Consider the following 17,763-nt stretch of genomic DNA (forward strand, 5'->3'; position numbering starts at 1 on the left):
CATGTCGCGACTAATCAAGCTGGCTCTCCACGCGGCACTCCCTGTCGTTTCGCATTCGATCTGAGTCTGGAAGCCAGAAGGAGCAGGCGAGCCAGTCCGAGTCCTATTCTGGCTCCATCCGAGTTAGTCCAGCCAAATTTTGGTTCCATCGGGGTCAATCCGGCTAGAGAAGGTTAGGGCTGCGCAGCCGAGGTTGGAAGCGGGTCGGCCAGAGCTGGGCCTTGACGGTCGGATAAAAACACGTATTTTACATATTATGTCCATGCGTCTATTTTCTTCTTTGGACCTCCAGCAGCAGTCCGGTGAAATCCAACGAGCCGCTGCTCAAGCGCCGGTCGTTATCACCAGCCACGGTAAGCCGCGCGCTGTAGTGATGTCGGTCGAGGAATTCCGCAGGTTAAAGACCGAGGCTCGCGAAGAAGTCCCGGTCGAAGCGCTTGCACGACAGCCGACAGTGTTCGGCCCTGAACCCGACGATGTGCTTGGCTATCCCGAGCACGACCCGGTCGAGGCCGTCCATCACATGGCAAAGGATGCCGCTGCTGGCATCAACCAGGACCTGGTGCGCCGCGAAGCCGACAGGTTTGCAAAGCATTTTGTTCGAGGCGCCAAGTGAACGGTGAGGGGTTCAGCGATAAAGATCCGATATTCCTAATCATGGATGCGTCGCCGATTGTGATGCTGTCAGCGATTGAGCGCCTGGATTGGCTGATGGAGCCCTGCGGCACGGTCTGGATGACCGACATGGTCATGGAGGAAGTCACGCGCGATCCGGACTCGGGAAAGGATCCGCGGAGCCGCTGGCTTGCCTACACGCGTTCGTGGATCGCCGCGAACAAATTCCGCATTCGCCGCGTGGAAACCGATACCTACAGAACGTACCAACTTGCGTTGGAGGGCTGGAGAGCTCAGGGCTCGGATCCCGAGATGAAGCCCAATTCCCGCGATCTAGGCGAAGCCAGCATTATCCAGACGCTGAAGAGCTTTCGTGGCAAGGTGCAGCCGCGGCAGACAATCATCGTGCTTATGGACGAGTCCGATGGGCGAGACGCATTAAAGGGAATGCGCCGGATCAACCTCGATGTGTTCGGTACCCGCGCGTTCGTCGAGGCACTATACGTGCACTTTGGAATCGCGGAGGCCGAGCACGCCTGGCAGGCAGTCTTGAAGGTCATCACCGCGGATGAATCGAAGGATGACGATGATCCGTTCATCGTACGCCGAGCGATATAGGCCGAAGGCCGGTTAGAGCCGATCGATTTCCAACATTTCCCGAGGCGGCAGACTCCGATTGAAGCAGAGAGACTCAGATCGAGCCCGAAACGACAGCAGGCATTTCATCACGCTGGCCGCCGGCACAAATGCCTCCTTATACGAAAAGGCATGCCAGTCGATGTTTTCCCGGGCTCCCAAGCGATCTTGATGAAGCTTGTCTCTGACGCTCTTCACGGTCCCGACGTTGGCGTCGAGACCAAATTTCGCTTCTGCGTCGAATTTTCTTTGCAGTGATGATCGCCAATCTTCAATGCCGATCTTACCGGCGTCGGAGCCGTCTTTGCCGTTTTCCCTCAGCCAATGCGCCGAGCCCAGACCTTCGCATACCGAAAACACACCGACGCAGAATTCGAAGTTGAGCATGTGGAAGTAGGACTCGAACAGCAGTTTTCCTTGCTGCGCGTGAGGAACGATTAAAGCGGCCTTCATCTCCAGTGCGACGAGAACGTGCTTGAGGTTGGAGATTAGTCGTCGCTGCACTTCGTTATGGAGACCCGCCGGAAGGCAGTTACGGATCCATATCTGCCAGTCGGAGGCGATCGAGAGATTGACGTAGCCCGAGGTCTCCTCGGGCAGCTTGATGAGATAGAACAAATTCGATCTCCCTGGCTGACCGGTCTCAGAAGGGGCCGAACTTGATTGTAGTTGTTGCATGGAGCGCCACGCAACATTTAGGGGAGCGGCTGCTGCGCCTCAGCACCGGGGTCTTCCTTTGCGCCGCGGATGACGATCCGGAGCGTCCCGTCCGGAAGGGGCCGCTGCAGCTTCAGGGCCTCCTCGGCGGGCGCGGTCATCCAGGTTTCGACCTCGTCGGGCGTCGTCAGGATCACCGGCATCGCCTTCGGGTGGATGGCGCCGACCTCGGTGTTCGGCTCCGTCGTCAGGAATGCGTAGATGTCGTTGGTGGTCTCGCCTTCCTTGACCTTCCGGACGGACGTCCAATTGGTCCAGATGCCGGCGAAGCAGGCGAGCTCTGGATCGGCGCGGTCTTTGATCCCCGATCGGCGCCAAACAATGACCCCGTCTGGTATGCAGTAGCGCCTGGATCCATTTCGAATTGCGGCAGTGAGCCCGGGTCAATGTTGGAAGCCGAAAGGGGTCAATATTCGGAGCCGCGACACACCTGAAAGCAGCGACTTGCGCTTCGGAACTAGGCGGCATCATCTAGAGTTGCTTCAATCTTGGAAACCTGCAGCCAATTTATCCAGCTTCGGAGGAAATTCCGGTAGTCGGCTTCCTTAATTCTAAGGAGATTGAGCCCGACCAGCGCTGGTCGATCCTTCTCTTTCTCTTTGCGATAGCGTCCACTAACAAACAGATACATGCTCACAGGAGCTTCATAGGCATAGCGACCGTTGCCATTGAGGTAAGCGATTCCGCCATGGGCCAGCGCGTTCCTCAGAGCGCTGCACCATTTTGAAGTCTCCAGATCGCCAGCGCTGGCGTGCGCCAGCGGCGAAGCTAGTATTTCAGCATATTGCTCCGGCAGACCGCTCGAGATGTTAAACACCTCGGATTGGCAATAGCTCCACACGTCTGGCGCAAAGAAGGGAGTGTCCTTCAACTTCTGGCCCCCCAGATCTCGCCAGACCGTCGCCGCGAGGTGTGGGTCAACATGCCTATCGTCGGCATACCCTTGCTCTTGGCTAGAACGGTGCCGTTCGATCCTCTCAATCGGCAAATTGACGATTGGATACGACATCGAGATCAAAAATGTACTGGTGAGAGGGCCGAGGTCGCGCCGGTCCGCCTGAAAGACCCCCTCCACACAAGGCCAAAGGCCGTCGATGAGCTGCAAACATCGGCTTGGTACTTCGCGGCTATAGTGTGCTGGGTTACCCATCCGACTCTCGTCTCCTACGTTCGCGGCTTGATCAGCGCCTGTTAGGGCATACTATCACAGTGCGAGGGAGCGAGGCATGACCGAAGGTACTATCAACGTGCTCGACCACAAGGAAGACTGGTTTGGACCGGCTTGGCAGGGCTGGCACAGCTACGGCCAGTTCGTGCAGTCCGTTAAGTCTGACCTGCGCTACGTTCGATCGCCGTCTGCCAACGGCTTCCTTGATGAGGTGCTGACGTCGTGCCCCGGTCGGAAGCTCACTATTCCGAAGGACCGCATCTTTTGGAGAGCACGGCTGGGGTGTGAATGGCAGGAAGTAGAACAAACTGATGGCGAAATCACAGCAGTCGTCGAAGAGGATCGGCCTTACAGAGCGGAAGGGATGAAGCCTATCCCTAATTGGCAAAGTGAAGGCAGGGCAAATCCGCGCGGCATCCCATGCTTGTACGTCGCCGATGATCGCGACACCGCACTTGCCGAAGTCCGGCCATGGATTGGCGCGACCATTTCTCTTGCGCAGCTTCAGGTCAATCGTGAGTTGACTGTCATCGACTGCTCAAGGCATCACGCTAAGGGAAGCTTTGTCAAGGTGATTGGCAAATCAGATCTTACTCGGGACGACGGCATATGGATTGCCCTAGATCAAGCGTTTGCGACCCCTGTCAGCAAAGACGTGGAGGCAAGGGAATATGTCGCGACGCAGATATTAGCCGAACTCTTCAAAGCGGCTGGTTTTGATGGGATCGTTTACAAGAGCCTGCTGACTGACAAGGGCTACAATCTAGCACTCTTCAATCTCGCTGACGCCGACGTAATAAACTGCGGCCTCTACTGTGCCAATTCAATCCGCTTCGACTTCAGAGAGTCGGGCAATACATACTTCGTTAGCCCCAAGCGTGTCACCGATGAAAGCAAATCGAAAGCTACCGCCGCGAAGGGTTAAGTGGCGATCGCTAGACGCCTTTTTGATTGTAAAGCCATGAACGAGTCAGAGCAGTGGTGCGTCGTCGATATCTGTGAAGATGGCTTCAAGAACGCTCTTGAGCATGCCGAAGGGTTCGGCGATGTGTGGTGGACGGGCTGGTGCAGTGAAGGCCGATGCATTTTCAGCAGCGACAAAGAAGTCGCATTCAAAATCCTCATCCTCACCGGGGGAAGCGGATTCAACCGGAGCGGAGAGCGCTTTAAGCCTGACCCATCTATCAATTGACGTGCTCGATGAAGGTGATGCCGCCGTCACCGTGGTCCATGGCTGCAAACATCGTCAGCCCTGAAGCCTCGAACATCGTTCTCCAGACTTCTTTCAGGTCATGATAGGCGGCGAGGACGGGCTCGGGCATGCAGTCCTTCTCCCACTGCGGGCCAATATCATACCGCTTGCCGTCCAATTCGCCGACATCCGCTTCTACAACCTCGTCCATCTCGAATGTCTGCGGCTTCGCATGAGCGAAGATGTTGCGCAGCTCCTTCATCGCTCGCATGCTGCTGAACGGGCGTACTTTCCAGTCGGGCTTGAACTTAAGCGCCCTAAATACCGTCTTTTCCTTCTTGTCGATGCCCCACCACTCATCCCAGGACTCGACAAGCTCGGCGCCGAAGAAGTTGAGATAGGCCTCGAAAGTGAAGGCGATCATGGTCGAGCAGGCCATGCAGTCATAGAACAGGTTATCCTCGATCTTTGCCGCCAGCTTGTCCCTGATAACTTTCTGGAGATACAGCGCTGCTCCATCGAGATCGTTGTGCGGGCGCACATGCCGGGTCTCCTGAACCCTCGCTCTGATCCTCGTCGCCATTCCGCCCCCGTTATACCCCGCCAAGTCCCTTGGCCGTCTTCGGCGCAAAGCCTAGCCTCCGGCTGACATCCGTGGAGGTTGCATGACCAATATCGTAGCGACTTTCAAAGCGTTGTCACTGGACGAGATGATCGAGGCATAGGGGCCTGTACCGGATGGATACGCGCGTCTCGGCCATCCGGCATCGATCCCTCGCCGTTAGCGCGACGCTGCTTGCAATCCCAATGACAATGGTCATCCGCGGCGAGAAACGAACTCTGGAGGCCGCCATTGAGAAAGTTCAAGGCGCTGATGTCGCCGCCTTCTGATGGCGCTCCAAGAAGCACCTGTCGAAAGAGCTTCGATGCGAGCAAGATCGCGGCTCCGAGTGACACGAACCCGACCGAGAATTCGCCCGGCGATCGCGTGGCCAGGTCGAGCAGCGCGGCTTCGCCCAGCGTTCCGCATTTTGGACTGGCCAAATAAGCCTCAACAACGGCCGGGTCGATCCCCTGTTCATGAAGGAACGCAGATCGCTGCGCTTCGTTGAGCTCGCGAAGCTTCTTCTCGAGCGCCCGCAGTCTCTCACCGTCTTGTTCCGGAGGGTTGAAGCATGAGAGGCAGGCCGCTCCCGGACGATCTGGATAGAAATCAGACCGCGCGCCAAGCCGCAACGTGCTGCCGCCGAAGAGTGAAGACGGTGCTAGCCCTTGGATGTCTTGCCGCGAGACACCGCGATCGACGCAAGACACGACAAGATCGAAGGCGAGGTCGCTCGCCTGGCGTGCGAGGTCGGACCGAAGGCCTGTCCGGTCACCGGTGAGATAGCGGCTGATCGTGCCTTCGAACCCGTAAGCTCCAACGCCATGTTTAATCAGCGATGCTTCGATCGCCTCGACCTTGGGATCATCGACATCGTCATGACCGGCGAGCAAGCACCGGTTCAAACTCGTCGTGTCATACGTATCGTCATCAATGACAGCTACATAAGGATCGGCAAGTTCGGCATAAGCGAGAATGTAAGCAAGGCCGTTACCGACGGCGCCGGCGCCCACCACGTGAAGCGGCTTCAGCCGTTTGCCACTTAGGTCAGGCCCGTCCGGTAAATCGTCCCAACCATCGGACTGCTGGCCCGTCCACAGGGAATAGCCGTTCGCCTCAAGAAAGCGGCCCCGCATGAGCCCTCGACCACGTTTGAAAACTTCGCCGGCGGCTAAAGCCGCAGCTAGGAACGGTCCGAGCGGATTCGATTTGTTGGGGACAATTCCTTTTGGCGCGTGCGCGGGCACGCCAACCCACGCTTTCCAGCCGTCGCCTATGGCGAATATGGTGATGCCCTTGTCGTCGCCCACATCGTCTCCGATCGCGATCGTGATGTCGACATCGATCCCGGGTGCTTGCGCGGCATATACTTTGACACGGTCGTCAACCGCCCATGCGGCGATCCGCACAAGCGTCTGGTCCAAGGAGCCGTCCGCAAGATCGCCATTCGGTAACCTGATGACGGTCGGCACCGTCGGGATGAGGATCTCGATCTCGCTGACGAGGTCTACTTGACGCGCCAACAGATTGATGAGGCAACACGCGAGAAGTTGTCCCGCCCTGGATGAAGCCCACGCAGCATTCATCGCGATCCTTACGCGTTGCGCGACATGCAAGGGCTTTTCCGACAACCCTTCAGCCGCACGCAGGTGCCTGTCGGAGATTGCGGCGGCTACGGCCATCGTAGATCCTCCACCGTGACGGATCCATCGGTCGCAACAATCCTGCGGCGGGCCGCGGTCTCATCGAGCAGATGCCAATAATCGATCTGCCATTCATGGACGCCGACACCCTCGGGAAAGCCCGCACGTGACACGCCATAAGAGGGAAACACCAGCGAGAGAGAGCGCCGGCTGCTCATCATGCGATCATCGTAATTCGAATGTTCGACCCTTACGCCCGGATGGCTGTGGATTTGGGCAAGCGGCTTGCACCCCTGAGGAAGGCGATGCACGATCTCAGCTAGCGCTTCGGGCGCGATATGAAAGTTTCCCCAACTCATCGCCTGACGGGGGGCCGCAACGTGACGTACGACCCCGTTCCCTGCCGCGTCACGATCACCATACCAGAAGAGGCCGCTCTCGCGATCCCCGGCACGTTGCAGCAAAGACAACGTTGTCTCCAACGCCTGGGCCGAAACTTTCAGAACTTGATCAACAGGCGCGTAGGGGCGTTTCGGTGCCGGGCGGCGCAGGTTGTCTTCGGCGTCCATCGTCATGATCTCCCGCTATAGTTCGAGCCGAAGGCCTTCTGGATCGCCATGATGGTCTTGTAGAACGTATCAGTCGGGCGCCAGGCATGGTCGTCCTTGACGTCGTGCAGAACCTCGTAGAATTCGAGCACTGCCGAGCAGCAGACGAGTTGCATACGGCCGCCACCCGGCTTCTCGTATGCCGTGTGTGTGTGGCATTCTTCGCTCGTCAGGCGCGGGACGCACCTCTGATCGTTTGGGTACTGGTAGGCGAGGGTACTTGGGTTGACGAACAGAGCGCTCGGCGGCCAACGCCGATAGGCCTGAAATCCCAGGCGCAGCAAATAGTCGTCGCGCGTCGTCCCGCTTTTGCCCCACATCGGCACCAGCAGGGTCAGCTTGTCGAAGCGCGACCAGCCGAGCTGCTCGAGGCTCTCCGCCCCGAGCAGGGAAAGGACGCGAGGAATGTCCTGATCGAGCGCGGCAGCGCCGGCCAGAACATCGATGGTGGGCGGGATAGCCGCCGGCATCAGGCGCCCCCAGTCTCGGAGGCAATGCCGAAGTGGTAGTTCTCGATGATTCCCGTTTCCTTCGCTTCCTTCAGCGAAAGGGACAGGTGGCTCATCAAGGATTTGGGATGCTCGCCGCCGGTCTGGAACACGTCCTTCGGCTGATGCGGGATGTCGAGCTTGCGGTAAGCCTTGTCCCAGATCGCCTGCAGCGTCGCTTCGATATGCGCCTTGAACGATGTCTTTTCTACGTCGTTCACATGAACGACGTGAACCTCAACCACATGGTGCTCAGAGGCTTTCAACTCCTCGAGCGCTTCCTGGATTTCGCGCTCGACTTCAGCCTCTTCGAGACGAAGCTTGGTCAGGCGCACTTCCGCATGTTCCAGCTTCTCGATGATCTGTTCGAGCGTCTTCAAACCGTCTTCACCGTGCATTCCGTCAGACATTGCGAATCCTCGTCGTTTGGTGGCACATTGACCGACAGACCGCCGTTGCAGAGATAAGGCGTATCGGGCATGATACGATCTGTCTCACTAATGAAACATTAGCGCCTGTTCGCCCCGCCGTCAAGGCGGGCAGCGGCTCGCGCGAGGGAGCGTGGATGTCACTGACGATCGAGGAGTTTGGGAGGCTGGTCGCCGCTAAGCGAGGGAGCCGCGGCATTCGCGCGGCCGCCGCTGAAGCCGCCGTAAGCCCGGCTACCCTGTCCCGGGTAGAAAACGGCCACATGCCCGATCTCAAAACCTTCGCTGCGCTCTGCAAATGGATTGAGCGCGATCCGCGCGAATTCCTCGGCATGGAGACAAATGAGGCGCAGGAGGGCGCTGGCCCACGCCGTGCCGTCGTCCATTTCAAGAAGAAGAAGACGGTCCAGATGGAGACTGCGAAGGCACTCGGCGAGCTGATCCTGGCAGCTCAGCGCGCAATGCGCGCTCGCGAGGATCTGGTCGGGCGGTGAAGTCCCTTGCGGCGTGGCTTTAAAGCACAGGCAGAGAAGTCAGCAGCCGCAGCGAGGCAATTGCTCGGACTGTCGACGACCGTTCCCTTCAACCCATGGGCTTACGCCGAGCATCTGGGCATCACCGTTCTCGCTTTTGAAGTTCTGGACCTGCCTGCCGCCGCCGTACGGCAACTGACGGAGATCGATCAGGACGGCTGGTCCGCCATGACCATACAGGAGGATGGCGCGTTCGGCGTTGTCGTCAATCCGGCACATGCCGCAACCCGGCAACGCTACGACCTGATGCATGAGCTCGCCCATATCGAACTCAGGCATGTTCCTGCGCGCGTCGAGGTTTCGCCATCGGGCCTTATGCTCCTAAGCGATTTTTCCGATGAGCAGGAACAGGAAGCCGATTGGTATGCCGGATCGTTCCTTCTTCCGCGCGAGGGCATCTTTCGCCTCCGCTCGCGCGGAAGAAACGCCGCGGAGATCGGCGTTCAGTATGGCGTGAGCAAAGCGCTTTGCGAATATCGCTTGCGTATGACAGGCGTGGACATCCAGATGCGACGGGTCTCCGACCGCTGATCCCCAAGTTTCGTATCAGCATCGTGCGCGCTGCCGTGCGCGATCGTTAATTGGTACTCAACCTGATGTCCCAGCACCGGGAAAACTACCGTACGCCAAATTCGCATTCACAACAAATAATCTCTCGCGCGCATATGGATCGTCAAAGTGAAAGTAATTTCAGACCACCACTGGTCCATCCACTCCCGCTCAAGCGGCTCGCTTGGCTTGGTTTTTGACTTTCTTCCTGTCACCTAGCCCCCAGTCGCAAGCAACGTCGGGTGGAGCACGAATTCGACGGAGTCGTCGTCGCGAATGAGGGAGGCGAGGTACTGCCGCTTGTATCCCACGTCGAAAATGTAGCGAGGGGCCCCGTTGTCGAGCACGCCCAGGCTTCCGTTCCAGAGCATCACGTCGATAAGCTTGTCGACATCTTCTCTATTCTGGATTTTCTTGCCGGCGATATACTTGATTTTCCCGCGCGTCAGCCCGTTTTTCTGCTGCACGATCTCGAACAGAAGGCTTGCGCCCTGGATGACAAGATCGGAAATCTCGCGGTCCAGGTCTTCCAGCACTTGCCAGCCGAGTTCGGCCAGCGCCTGGCAGTAATCTTCTTCCTCAATCCGATCGCGGCCAAACGTCAACGCACGGCGTCGAGCGGTCTCGAAAAGGCGGATGAGATACCGCGGCCTCATCAAACTGCCGTCGATCAAGAAATCCAGCACCGGCTTGCCCTTGACGGTTGAGACCGAGGCTCGCGACCAAATCGACGGCCAATCTCCGGTGATCTGCGAGGCGCTCGACCGGAGCCGGTCTTCGAAAAGCGTCTTCATCAGCGCTCTGTCGGTCCATTCCAGGCTCTGGACGGCGAGCTTGCCGTAGTCCGCCATTCCGCGGACCAGAAATTCGTAGACGTCGCTGCGAACGAAGATGGCCCAGGAGAAGTCCAGCTTCTGGCGGCTGAACTTCCGCGCGATCTCCTGCATGGATTCTGCCAGGCCGATAACGATGAGCGCGTCGTCGTCGGTGAAGCCGCCCGGTGTCCAGAAGCGATCGAGGTTGTCGAACAGGAAGAACACGATGCCTTTCAGCCTCAGGTACCCCATAACCTCTTCGCGCAGCAGCCGTACGTCCTGCCCGTAGATAGCCTCCAGCACATTGCTCGAGTCGATCTGCTGCAGGTCGTCGTTTACGATGCTGCTTTTCCCGAAACGATCGATCACATTCTGAGACAGGCGTTTGAGGCGTTCGGAGAAGTCGCCAACGCCGGTGTCGACCCGGGACTCGAACAGATTCTTCAGCTTGATGTAGCCGGGGAGCAGGCGCGGATCCCTGAGAGCCCTGACCTGATCCTTTTCGAGGAGCTTGTAGGCAATCTCGAGCCAGAGCACGTATTCCCAGAATGCCGCGATCACTTCTTTCCGCGTTCCGCGGCTCAGTTTGTCGAGGATGAATTCCTTCATCTTGACGAGCTGGTGACCGTCCGGGATCAGGTCGATGACGATGTTCTCTTTCCTGGCTCGCGTACGATCGCGGACCTGTAGGAAGACCGCCGTCTTGCCGCTTCCCTTGCGGCCGACGAGGACGTTCGCTTCTCCGCCGAGCGTTCGGCGATAGGCGTCGGTCTCCAGGAAATGGTCGGCGAGTGCCGCCGCTTCGTTTTCGGCGACCGGATCTCCGCAGCTCAGACGCTCAAGCAGGCCTTCGGTCTGCTGCTTGACGGTCACGAACTCGTTTTGCGTGTCGGCGACGGTCGTCCTGAAAGTCGCGATCAGGTCGTCGATGTCCTCGAGCTTCCACCATCGGTCTGCCTTGTCCTGGAGATCGAGTGGCAACGCCTGGGACTGTTGGGCGATGAGAAGGGCGGGAATCCCGCGGCCTTGAGCGACACCATAGATGAAAGCGGCCCGCTGGTTGTTGCGCATCGCCTCGTCCGACGTGCCGTCGATCCAGAACGCGATTACGCCGAACGAACTTACAACGTTCTCATAGGCCTCGCTGGCATTCAGGCGGCTGATCTCGGCCGGATTCGAGTTCCTGAACTTGATGCGCGCAACCTTCTTGACGGCACTGGTCGTCCGCAGGCTCGATGCGGTCGGAGTCGGTGGCTGCAAAATGAAGAGAGGCTGATCCTTATGCTTGGCCACGTCGCCCCAGCGCGACGTCTCATCGGCCTTGCTGAGGATCTTGGTCAGCGGCTTTTCGTAGTCATATCCGTCGTAACCGAGGGTGTCGACAAGGCCGACGTCGCGGACGGGCTGGAAGTTTTCGTGGGTCGAACGAATCAGCCGCGTCGGCAACCCGAGGCCGATCGCGAAGCCCAGCTCGTAGGTGACGTTGTGATTGACCCTAGAGATGTCGGCAACGAACGAGTTCGGCATCCTCGACCCAGCTTTCAACGGAGCGGGCGATGGGCGAACCGGACGTATCAAGCTCGCACCAGGGAGTCACCCGGCGATCCGGCGTGCTCGCATCCTTGCAGGCCTTCTTGATGAGATCGGAATGAAAGTCGTTGCCCGAGGCGTACGCTACGAAAACTGTCGTCATGAGTTCGCATCCGCTTAACGTTCGGCCTTGCGGGGCCCATTTCGCCGACGATCGGCTTGATTCATGTTTCGTTCGGTCTGCGATTTCGCGGCGGATTCTAAGTCCGCCGCGATCCTTTGTTGTTACTGCCGGCGCTTAGAGGACTGGAAAAAGGCGCCCAACCGAAGTAGGGGGCCTTTTATTAGGGGGCGCGTTATGCTCGTCGCCGCAGTCGGAATACGAAACAACAGGGGTTCACTATCGGACCGAAGTCGCTGGCTTCTCCAAGTCGGAATATCAACTGCAGCCGGTTGTACTTCCGCACGTATCGCACTTCATGCAGGTGCCATTCCGCACCAGCGTGAAGTTGCCGCACTCGCTGCACATCTCGCCCTCATAGCCCTTGGCTTTCGCTTCCGCGCGGCGCTCGGCCTTGGTGGGGGCGGCGACCGTCGCGGCGCTGCCGGCCTTGCTCCACTGGAGTGCCTCGAGCTTCTCCGTGGGGGAGAGGTCGTGGGCCACTTCCTGTTTCAGCGCGACCGCGCCTTCCAGGACGTCGCCGACCCGGGCGCTGGCGCCGTGCGAGGCCAAGGCCGTGACCTTGCTGCCGCCCGACGGTGCGCTGTCGTTACCCTGGGCAATCGCGGCGCTGCCGCCGCGCATCACCACGAGGTTGTCGGTGCGGGACCGGGTGAGGCCGCGCGAGACCAGCTTGGTCGCGTGATGGGTCTCGTCCGGCTCCTTGCCTTCCTCGACGCCCTTGCCGAGCGCGTCGAAGCCGGTCTCGTTCGGATCGACATGGGCGAGATCGAAGCGCGACATGTAGCTCACCGCGAGCTCGCGGAAGACGTAGTCGAGGATCGAGGTCGCGTACTTGATGCTGTCGTTGCCCTGCACGGGGCCCGCCGGCTCGAAGCGGGTGAAGGTGAAGGCGTCGACATACTCATCGAGCGGCACGCCGTATTGCAGACCGAGGGAGACCGCGATCGCAAAATTGTTGATGAAGGAGCGGAGCGCCGCGCCTTCCTTGTGCATGTCGATGAAGATCTCGCCGAGACGGCCGTCGTCATACTCGCCGGTTCGCAAGTACACCTTGTGGCCGCCGACGACCGCCTTCTGGGTGTAGCCCTTGCGGCGATCCGGCATCTTCTCGCGCTCGCGCATCACGATGATGCGCTCGACCAGCTTCTCGACGATCTTCTCCGAGACCTGGGTCGCGCGCGCGGCCATCGGCTTCTCGTAGAGCGCCTCGACCGCATCGTCCTCGTCGTCGTCATCGCTGATGAGCTGCGAGTTGAGCGGCTGGCTGAGCTTGGAGCCGTCGCGATAGAGCGCGTTGGCCTTCAGTGCCAGTTTCCACGACAGCATGTAGGCGGACTTGCAATCCTCCACAGTGGCGTCGTTCGGCATGTTGATGGTCTTGGAGATCGCACCCGAGATGAAGGGCTGGGCGGCTGCCATCATGCGGATGTGGCTCTCGACCGAGAGATAACGCTTGCCGATCTTGCCGCAGGGGTTGGCGCAGTCGAAGACCGCGTAGTGCTCGGCTTTGAGGTGCGGAGCACCTTCCACCGTCATCGCGCCGCAGATGTGGACGTTGGCGGCCTCGATCTCGCGCTTGGTGAAGCCGACGGCCTGGAGCAGGTCGAAGCCGGGGGCCGCGATCGCCTCGGCACCGATGCCGAGCTGGTCGCGGATGAACTCTTCGCCAAAGGTCCATTTGTTGAAGGCGAACTTGATGTCGAAGGCGGTCGGCAGCGCCTTCTCGACCTTGGCGATGGCTTCATCCGTGAAGCCTTTGGCCTTGAGGGTCGAGGCGTTGATGCCGGGGGCGTTGGAGAGCGAGCCGTGGCCGACGGCGTAGGCTTCGATCTCCGCGATCTCGCTCTCGCGATAGCCGAGCGCGCGCAGCGCCGACGGCACCGCGCGGTTGATGATCTTGAAGTAGCCGCCGCCGGCGAGCTTCTTGAACTTCACCAGCGCGAAGTCCGGTTCGATGCCGGTGGTGTCGCAGTCCATCACCAGGCCGATCGTGCCGGTGGGCGCGATCACCGTGGTCTGGGCGTTGCGATAGCCGTGCTGTTCGCCGAGTTCGAGCGCCGCATCCCAGGCCGCCTTGGCGTGGGTGACGATGTCCTGTTGCGGGCACGAGGCGTGGTCGAGCGGCACCGGGTTGACGGAGAGCGCCTCGTAACCGGAGGACTCGCCATGCGCGGCGCGGCGGTGGTTGCGGATCACGCGCAGCATGTGCGCGGCGTTCTTCTTGTAGCCGGGGAAGGTGCCGAGCTCGGCCGCCATTTCCGCCGAGGTCTTGTAGGTGATGCCGGTCATCACAGCGGTCAGCGCGCCGCAGAGCGCGCGGCCTTCCTTGCTGTCATAGGACAGGCCCATGGTCATCAGGAGGCCGCCGATATTGGCGTAGCCGAGCCCGAGCGTGCGGAACTCGTAGGAGAGCTCGGCGATCGCGCGCGACGGGAACTGCGCCATCATCACGGAGATTTCCAGCACGATGGTCCAGAGCCGGCAGAGGTGCTCATAGCCCTTCACGTCGAACTGTTTTGTCGACGTATTGTAGAAGGTCAGCAGGTTGGCTGAGGCCAGGTTGCAGGCGGTGTCGTCCAGGAACATGTACTCCGAGCACGGGTTCGACGCGCGGATGTCGCCCGAGGCCTTGCAGGTGTGCCAGTCGTTCATGGTGGTGTTGAAGTGCAGGCCCGGGTCGGCCGACGCCCAGGCGGCGTAGCCGATCTTCTCCCAGAGGTCGCGCGCCCTGAGCGTCTTCGTCACCTTCTTGGAGGTGCGGGCGTTCAGGTTCCAGTCGCCATCGGTTTCGACGGCGCGCAGGAAGTCGTCCTTCAGCGAGACCGAGTTGTTGGAATTCTGGCCTGACACCGTGAGATAGGCTTCGCTGTCCCAGTCGGTGTCGTAGACGTCGAACTGGATGTCCTTGTAGCCTTGCTTGGCGAACTGGATGACGCGCTTGATGTAGTTGTCGGGCACGAGGCTGCGGCGCGCGAGCTTGATTTCACGGCGCAGGGCAGGGTTCTTCTCGGGGTCGAAGCAATCGTCGCCGGAGCCTTCGCAGTTGACGCAGGCCTTCAGCACCAGCTTGAGGTGCTTCTGGTTAATCTTGGAGCCGGTGACCAGCGCAGCAACTTTCTGCTCCTCCTTCACCTTCCAGTCGATATAGGTCTCGATGTCCGGGTGATCGACGTCGACGACGACCATCTTGGCGGCGCGGCGGGTGGTGCCGCCCGACTTGATCGCGCCGGCGGCGCGGTCGCCGATCTTGAGGAAGCTCATCAGGCCGGACGAGCGGCCGCCGCCGGAGAGCTTCTCGCCTTCGCCGCGCAGGCGGGAGAAGTTGGAGCCGGTGCCGGAGCCGTATTTGAACAGGCGGGCTTCGCGGACCCAGAGATCCATGATGCCGCCTTCGTTGACGAGGTCGTCGCCGACTCCCTGGATGAAGCAGGCGTGCGGCTGCGGATGCTCGTAGGCCGACTTGGACTTGGTCAGCTTGCCGGTGAAGGGGTCGACGTAATAGTGGCCCTGGCCGGGGCCGTCGATGCCATAGGCCCAGTGCAGGCCGGTGTTGAACCATTGCGGCGAGTTCGGCGCGACCATCTGCATGGCGAGCATGTAGCGGAGCTCGTCGTAGAAGGCCTGTGCGTCCTCGTCGGACGAGAAGTACTTGCCCTTCCAGCCCCAATACGTCCAGCAGCCGGCGAGGCGGTCGAACACCTGCTTGGCGCTGAGCTCGCTGACATAGCGCTCTTTCTCAGGCAGCGCTGCAAGGGCATCGGTGTCGGGCACGGAGCGCCACAGGAAGGAGGGGACGGATTCCTCCTCGACCTTCTTCAAGCGCGCGGCGACGCCGGCCTTGCGGAAGTATTTCTGGGCGAGCACGTCGGAGGCGACCTGCGACCATTCGGCCGGGACCTCGACGCCATCCATTTTAAACACGACCGACCCGTCGGGATTCCGGATCTCCGACGTGGTCAGGCGGAACTCGATTCCCGCATAAGGTGACTGTCCTGCCGTGGTGTGGCGCCGCTCAATCCGCATGGTCTTGCCCCGTCCTTTTCTTTGACCTGACCGCCTCTCGTTGAAGGCGTCCCGGTCGCTATTTCAATTCGCGTTTCCCTTGGGCCCTGTTGGCCCCTCAGGCACCGCAGTTCAGCCGGTGGATCCGGCCTGTTTCTCCCGGGGATGTCGGGTGCGTGCACCTCTCATCCGCCGGCTTGCCTGGACACATCCGCCCCCAAGGGGATGAGCCCGACATGCGTTCAAACGCCCCACACCATCACAACGTCTAACTTCACGCGCGTGCACCGGCGTGAAATTTGCCATCCGAGCCTGTTACCGGCCCGTTCTGGCGCCCGAAAAGTCTGCTCACCAGGGCAGACAAGCCCTTTCCCGCGGCCTTCGTCTGGCTTGGCGGAGTGGCGATTTGCGAGACCCTTGGGGGGAGTGCCGGCGGGACGCAAACTCACTCGCGCCGAACGGATCGAAAGCTAGGACTCTCCAAAGCGCCCGTCAAGAACTAGTGCGAGTTCCTGAATCAAATACTAAATATGGTGGATTACGGGGGATAACAGGGGCAAGGCCGCGCCTGTTGTCGAGCCAAGTATCAGTGAGTCCTCAGGGATTCCCAACCGAAAAAATTTGCATCCCGTGATGATCCAGACCCTTCATCCCGCTGTTCACAGGGCAGCTATATTTTTGCCCGAAAGGATTGCGTCAGCAGGACTCACGTAGTGCTACGGAAGGTAAGGGCAGGCATGCCCGCCGAGGTGGTGGTCCCGTCCCCGAATCCGCGCCAAGCTGAGGGTCCTGATTTGCCGGACTGCCTCCATGCTTGATTCGACCAAACCGGTGCTGCGGCCGCGCATCGCCCCGGCCGGCCTGATGTTCCTCGCGATCACCTCGATCGGATGGGGGTTCAATTGGCCGGTGACGAAATTCCTGCTCTCCGAGCTGCCGCCGCTGACGCTCCGCGGCGTCACCGGCGTGCTCGGCGCGCTGTTGCTGGCCGCACTCGCGCTGGTGCGCGGCGACAGCCTGACGGTCGCGCGCGCGGTCTGGCCGCGGCTGATCACGGCAGCCGTCCTCAACGTCACCGGCTGGATGGTGCTGATGGGGCTCGCGCTGCTCTGGCTGCCGGCGAGCGAGGCGGCGTTGATCGCCTACACCATGCCGGTCTGGGCCTCGCTGATCGCCTGGCCGGTGCTGGGCGAGCGGCCGACGGTGCTGCGCACGATCGCGCTGGTGATGGCGTTTGCCGGGCTCGCCTCGATCATGGGCGGCAACGGTATTGCCGCCAGTGCCGAGAAGGCGCCCGGCATCATCATGGCGCTATCAGGCGCCATCGGCTTTGCCGTCGGCACGGTGTTCTCCAAGAAATACCCGATCCATCTGCCGCCGATCACGGCCGCCGCCTGGCAGATCGGGATCGGCTGCCTGCCGATCTCGGTCATCGGCCTGCTCATCGAAACCTCGCATCTGGACAAGGTGACGCCAACAGGCTGGTGGCTCCTGGTCTATTCGACCGTGGTGCAGTTCTGCATCGCCTATGTCAGCTGGTTTGCGGCACTGGCGCGGCTGCCGGCCTCCGTGGCGGCGATCGGGACGATGGCGGTGCCCGTGATCGGCGTGGTGGCGTCAGCGATCGCGCTGCACGAGCCGCTCGGGCCGGGGCAGATCGCCTCGCTGATCTTTACCCTCGTGGCCGTGGTGCTGGCGACGCGCTAGGGGCAGGATAGGCCCTGCAAACAGGCCGCGCCTGCTCGCCTGCAGGGACTCCGCGAACAACCGGCTGAGCGGCGGAAGAGTCCGATGCGCCTTCTTGATCAGCGCGACCGCCCGCGAAAAGTTGCTGTCGCTGATCCTGCGGCTGCGCAGCGAGGGTTCGGCGAGGATTTCGTCTCCTCCTGGCTCTGTCGCGGGGAAGAGAAGCGGCTCGGCCTGCAGGCCGGCACGTCGGTCGATCTCGTCGACGATCAGGAGTTCACGACACCGTTTCTCTTTGCCGCTTCGGCGGTCATGACTATAGCTTGCGTTTGTCTCGGCATTTTCCCGCTGTAGCGAGGTGACGA

General features: G+C 60.4%; 19 protein-coding genes. 8 read left to right on the top strand and 11 right to left on the bottom strand.

The features are described from left to right. Positions 1-193: 193 nt before the first annotated feature. On the top strand, positions 194-616 hold the full coding sequence (locus tag ACVW16_RS34380; protein ID WP_456802580.1) for a type II toxin-antitoxin system prevent-host-death family antitoxin: 423 nt from the start codon (positions 194-196) through the stop codon (positions 614-616). Continuing rightward, complete coding sequence (locus ACVW16_RS34385) at positions 613-1,233, top strand: hypothetical protein (protein WP_456802581.1); 621 nt, start codon at positions 613-615, stop codon at positions 1,231-1,233. Before ACVW16_RS34380 ends, ACVW16_RS34385 begins: the two co-directional genes overlap by 4 nt. Positions 1,234-1,245: 12 nt before the next feature. Here ACVW16_RS34385 and ACVW16_RS34390 read toward each other — a convergent pair whose 3' ends face one another. The 3 genes from ACVW16_RS34390 to ACVW16_RS34400 all read right to left on the bottom strand — a co-directional run bounded on the left by ACVW16_RS34390 (position 1,246) and on the right by ACVW16_RS34400 (position 3,118). Beyond that, the gene (locus tag ACVW16_RS34390) at positions 1,246-1,869 is read right to left on the bottom strand and encodes a hypothetical protein (RefSeq protein WP_456802582.1); all 624 of its coding nucleotides are present in this window, start codon (positions 1,867-1,869) and stop codon (positions 1,246-1,248) included. A gap of 77 nt (positions 1,870-1,946) precedes the next feature. Further along, on the bottom strand, positions 1,947-2,306 hold the full coding sequence (locus ACVW16_RS34395; protein ID WP_456802633.1) for an SOS response-associated peptidase family protein: 360 nt from the start codon (positions 2,304-2,306) through the stop codon (positions 1,947-1,949). A gap of 119 nt (positions 2,307-2,425) precedes the next feature. Beyond that, a complete protein-coding gene (locus ACVW16_RS34400; protein WP_456802583.1) occupies positions 2,426-3,118 on the bottom strand; it encodes a hypothetical protein in 693 nt (230 codons plus the stop codon). 76 nt (positions 3,119-3,194) lie between these two features. On the opposite strand from ACVW16_RS34400, the gene ACVW16_RS34405 reads away from it, so the two are divergent. Further along, the gene (locus tag ACVW16_RS34405) at positions 3,195-4,061 is read left to right on the top strand and encodes an RES family NAD+ phosphorylase (RefSeq protein WP_456802584.1); all 867 of its coding nucleotides are present in this window, start codon (positions 3,195-3,197) and stop codon (positions 4,059-4,061) included. 36 nt (positions 4,062-4,097) lie between these two features. Beyond that, positions 4,098-4,328 carry a hypothetical protein gene (locus tag ACVW16_RS34410; protein WP_456802585.1) on the top strand — a complete coding sequence of 77 codons (231 nt, stop codon included), beginning with the start codon at positions 4,098-4,100 and terminating at the stop codon, positions 4,326-4,328. Here the strand turns inward: ACVW16_RS34410 and ACVW16_RS34415 are convergent. From ACVW16_RS34415 to ACVW16_RS34435, 5 genes are all read right to left on the bottom strand, one after another. Further along, a complete protein-coding gene (locus ACVW16_RS34415; RefSeq protein ID WP_456802586.1) occupies positions 4,321-4,935 on the bottom strand; it encodes a hypothetical protein in 615 nt (204 codons plus the stop codon). The two genes, ACVW16_RS34410 and ACVW16_RS34415, sit on opposite strands and share 8 nt — an antisense overlap. An 80-nt stretch (positions 4,936-5,015) precedes the next feature. Next, complete coding sequence (locus tag ACVW16_RS34420; protein WP_456802587.1) at positions 5,016-6,614, bottom strand: ThiF family adenylyltransferase; 1,599 nt, start codon at positions 6,612-6,614, stop codon at positions 5,016-5,018. Continuing rightward, positions 6,605-7,144 (bottom strand): Mov34/MPN/PAD-1 family protein, encoded by a 540-nt coding sequence (locus ACVW16_RS34425; RefSeq protein WP_456802588.1) that lies wholly within the window; start codon positions 7,142-7,144, stop codon positions 6,605-6,607. The genes ACVW16_RS34420 and ACVW16_RS34425 overlap by 10 nt, the downstream gene beginning before the upstream one ends. A 2-nt stretch (positions 7,145-7,146) precedes the next feature. Further along, complete coding sequence (locus ACVW16_RS34430; protein WP_456802589.1) at positions 7,147-7,653, bottom strand: hypothetical protein; 507 nt, start codon at positions 7,651-7,653, stop codon at positions 7,147-7,149. Then, entirely contained in the window at positions 7,653-8,081 is a 429-nt protein-coding gene (locus tag ACVW16_RS34435; RefSeq protein ID WP_456802590.1) for a hypothetical protein, read from the bottom strand. Before ACVW16_RS34435 ends, ACVW16_RS34430 begins: the two co-directional genes overlap by 1 nt. A 155-nt stretch (positions 8,082-8,236) precedes the next feature. On the opposite strand from ACVW16_RS34435, the gene ACVW16_RS34440 reads away from it, so the two are divergent. Beyond that, positions 8,237-8,593, top strand: a complete 357-nt coding sequence (locus ACVW16_RS34440) for a helix-turn-helix domain-containing protein (protein WP_456802591.1) — start codon at positions 8,237-8,239, stop codon at positions 8,591-8,593. 6 nt (positions 8,594-8,599) lie between these two features. Beyond that, positions 8,600-9,163, top strand: coding sequence for an ImmA/IrrE family metallo-endopeptidase (locus ACVW16_RS34445; protein ID WP_456802592.1), 564 nt, complete (start codon positions 8,600-8,602; stop codon positions 9,161-9,163). 233 nt (positions 9,164-9,396) lie between these two features. Here ACVW16_RS34445 and ACVW16_RS34450 read toward each other — a convergent pair whose 3' ends face one another. The 3 genes from ACVW16_RS34450 to ACVW16_RS34460 all read right to left on the bottom strand — a co-directional run bounded on the left by ACVW16_RS34450 (position 9,397) and on the right by ACVW16_RS34460 (position 15,733). Continuing rightward, complete coding sequence (locus tag ACVW16_RS34450; RefSeq protein ID WP_456802593.1) at positions 9,397-11,523, bottom strand: P-loop ATPase, Sll1717 family; 2,127 nt, start codon at positions 11,521-11,523, stop codon at positions 9,397-9,399. Then, positions 11,492-11,689 carry a hypothetical protein gene (locus tag ACVW16_RS34455; RefSeq protein WP_456802594.1) on the bottom strand — a complete coding sequence of 66 codons (198 nt, stop codon included), beginning with the start codon at positions 11,687-11,689 and terminating at the stop codon, positions 11,492-11,494. Before ACVW16_RS34455 ends, ACVW16_RS34450 begins: the two co-directional genes overlap by 32 nt. A 276-nt stretch (positions 11,690-11,965) precedes the next feature. Next, entirely contained in the window at positions 11,966-15,733 is a 3,768-nt protein-coding gene (locus ACVW16_RS34460) for a vitamin B12-dependent ribonucleotide reductase (protein ID WP_456738538.1), read from the bottom strand. A 789-nt stretch (positions 15,734-16,522) separates the two neighbouring features. Between ACVW16_RS34460 and ACVW16_RS34465 the strand changes: the two genes are divergently transcribed. Continuing rightward, a complete protein-coding gene (locus ACVW16_RS34465) occupies positions 16,523-17,419 on the top strand; it encodes a DMT family transporter (RefSeq protein WP_456703364.1) in 897 nt (298 codons plus the stop codon). An 84-nt stretch (positions 17,420-17,503) separates the two neighbouring features. Then, entirely contained in the window at positions 17,504-17,752 is a 249-nt protein-coding gene (locus ACVW16_RS34470) for a hypothetical protein (protein WP_456703365.1), read from the top strand. Positions 17,753-17,763: the final 11 nt, after the last annotated feature.

The organism is Bradyrhizobium sp. USDA 4474, assembly GCF_054057515.1.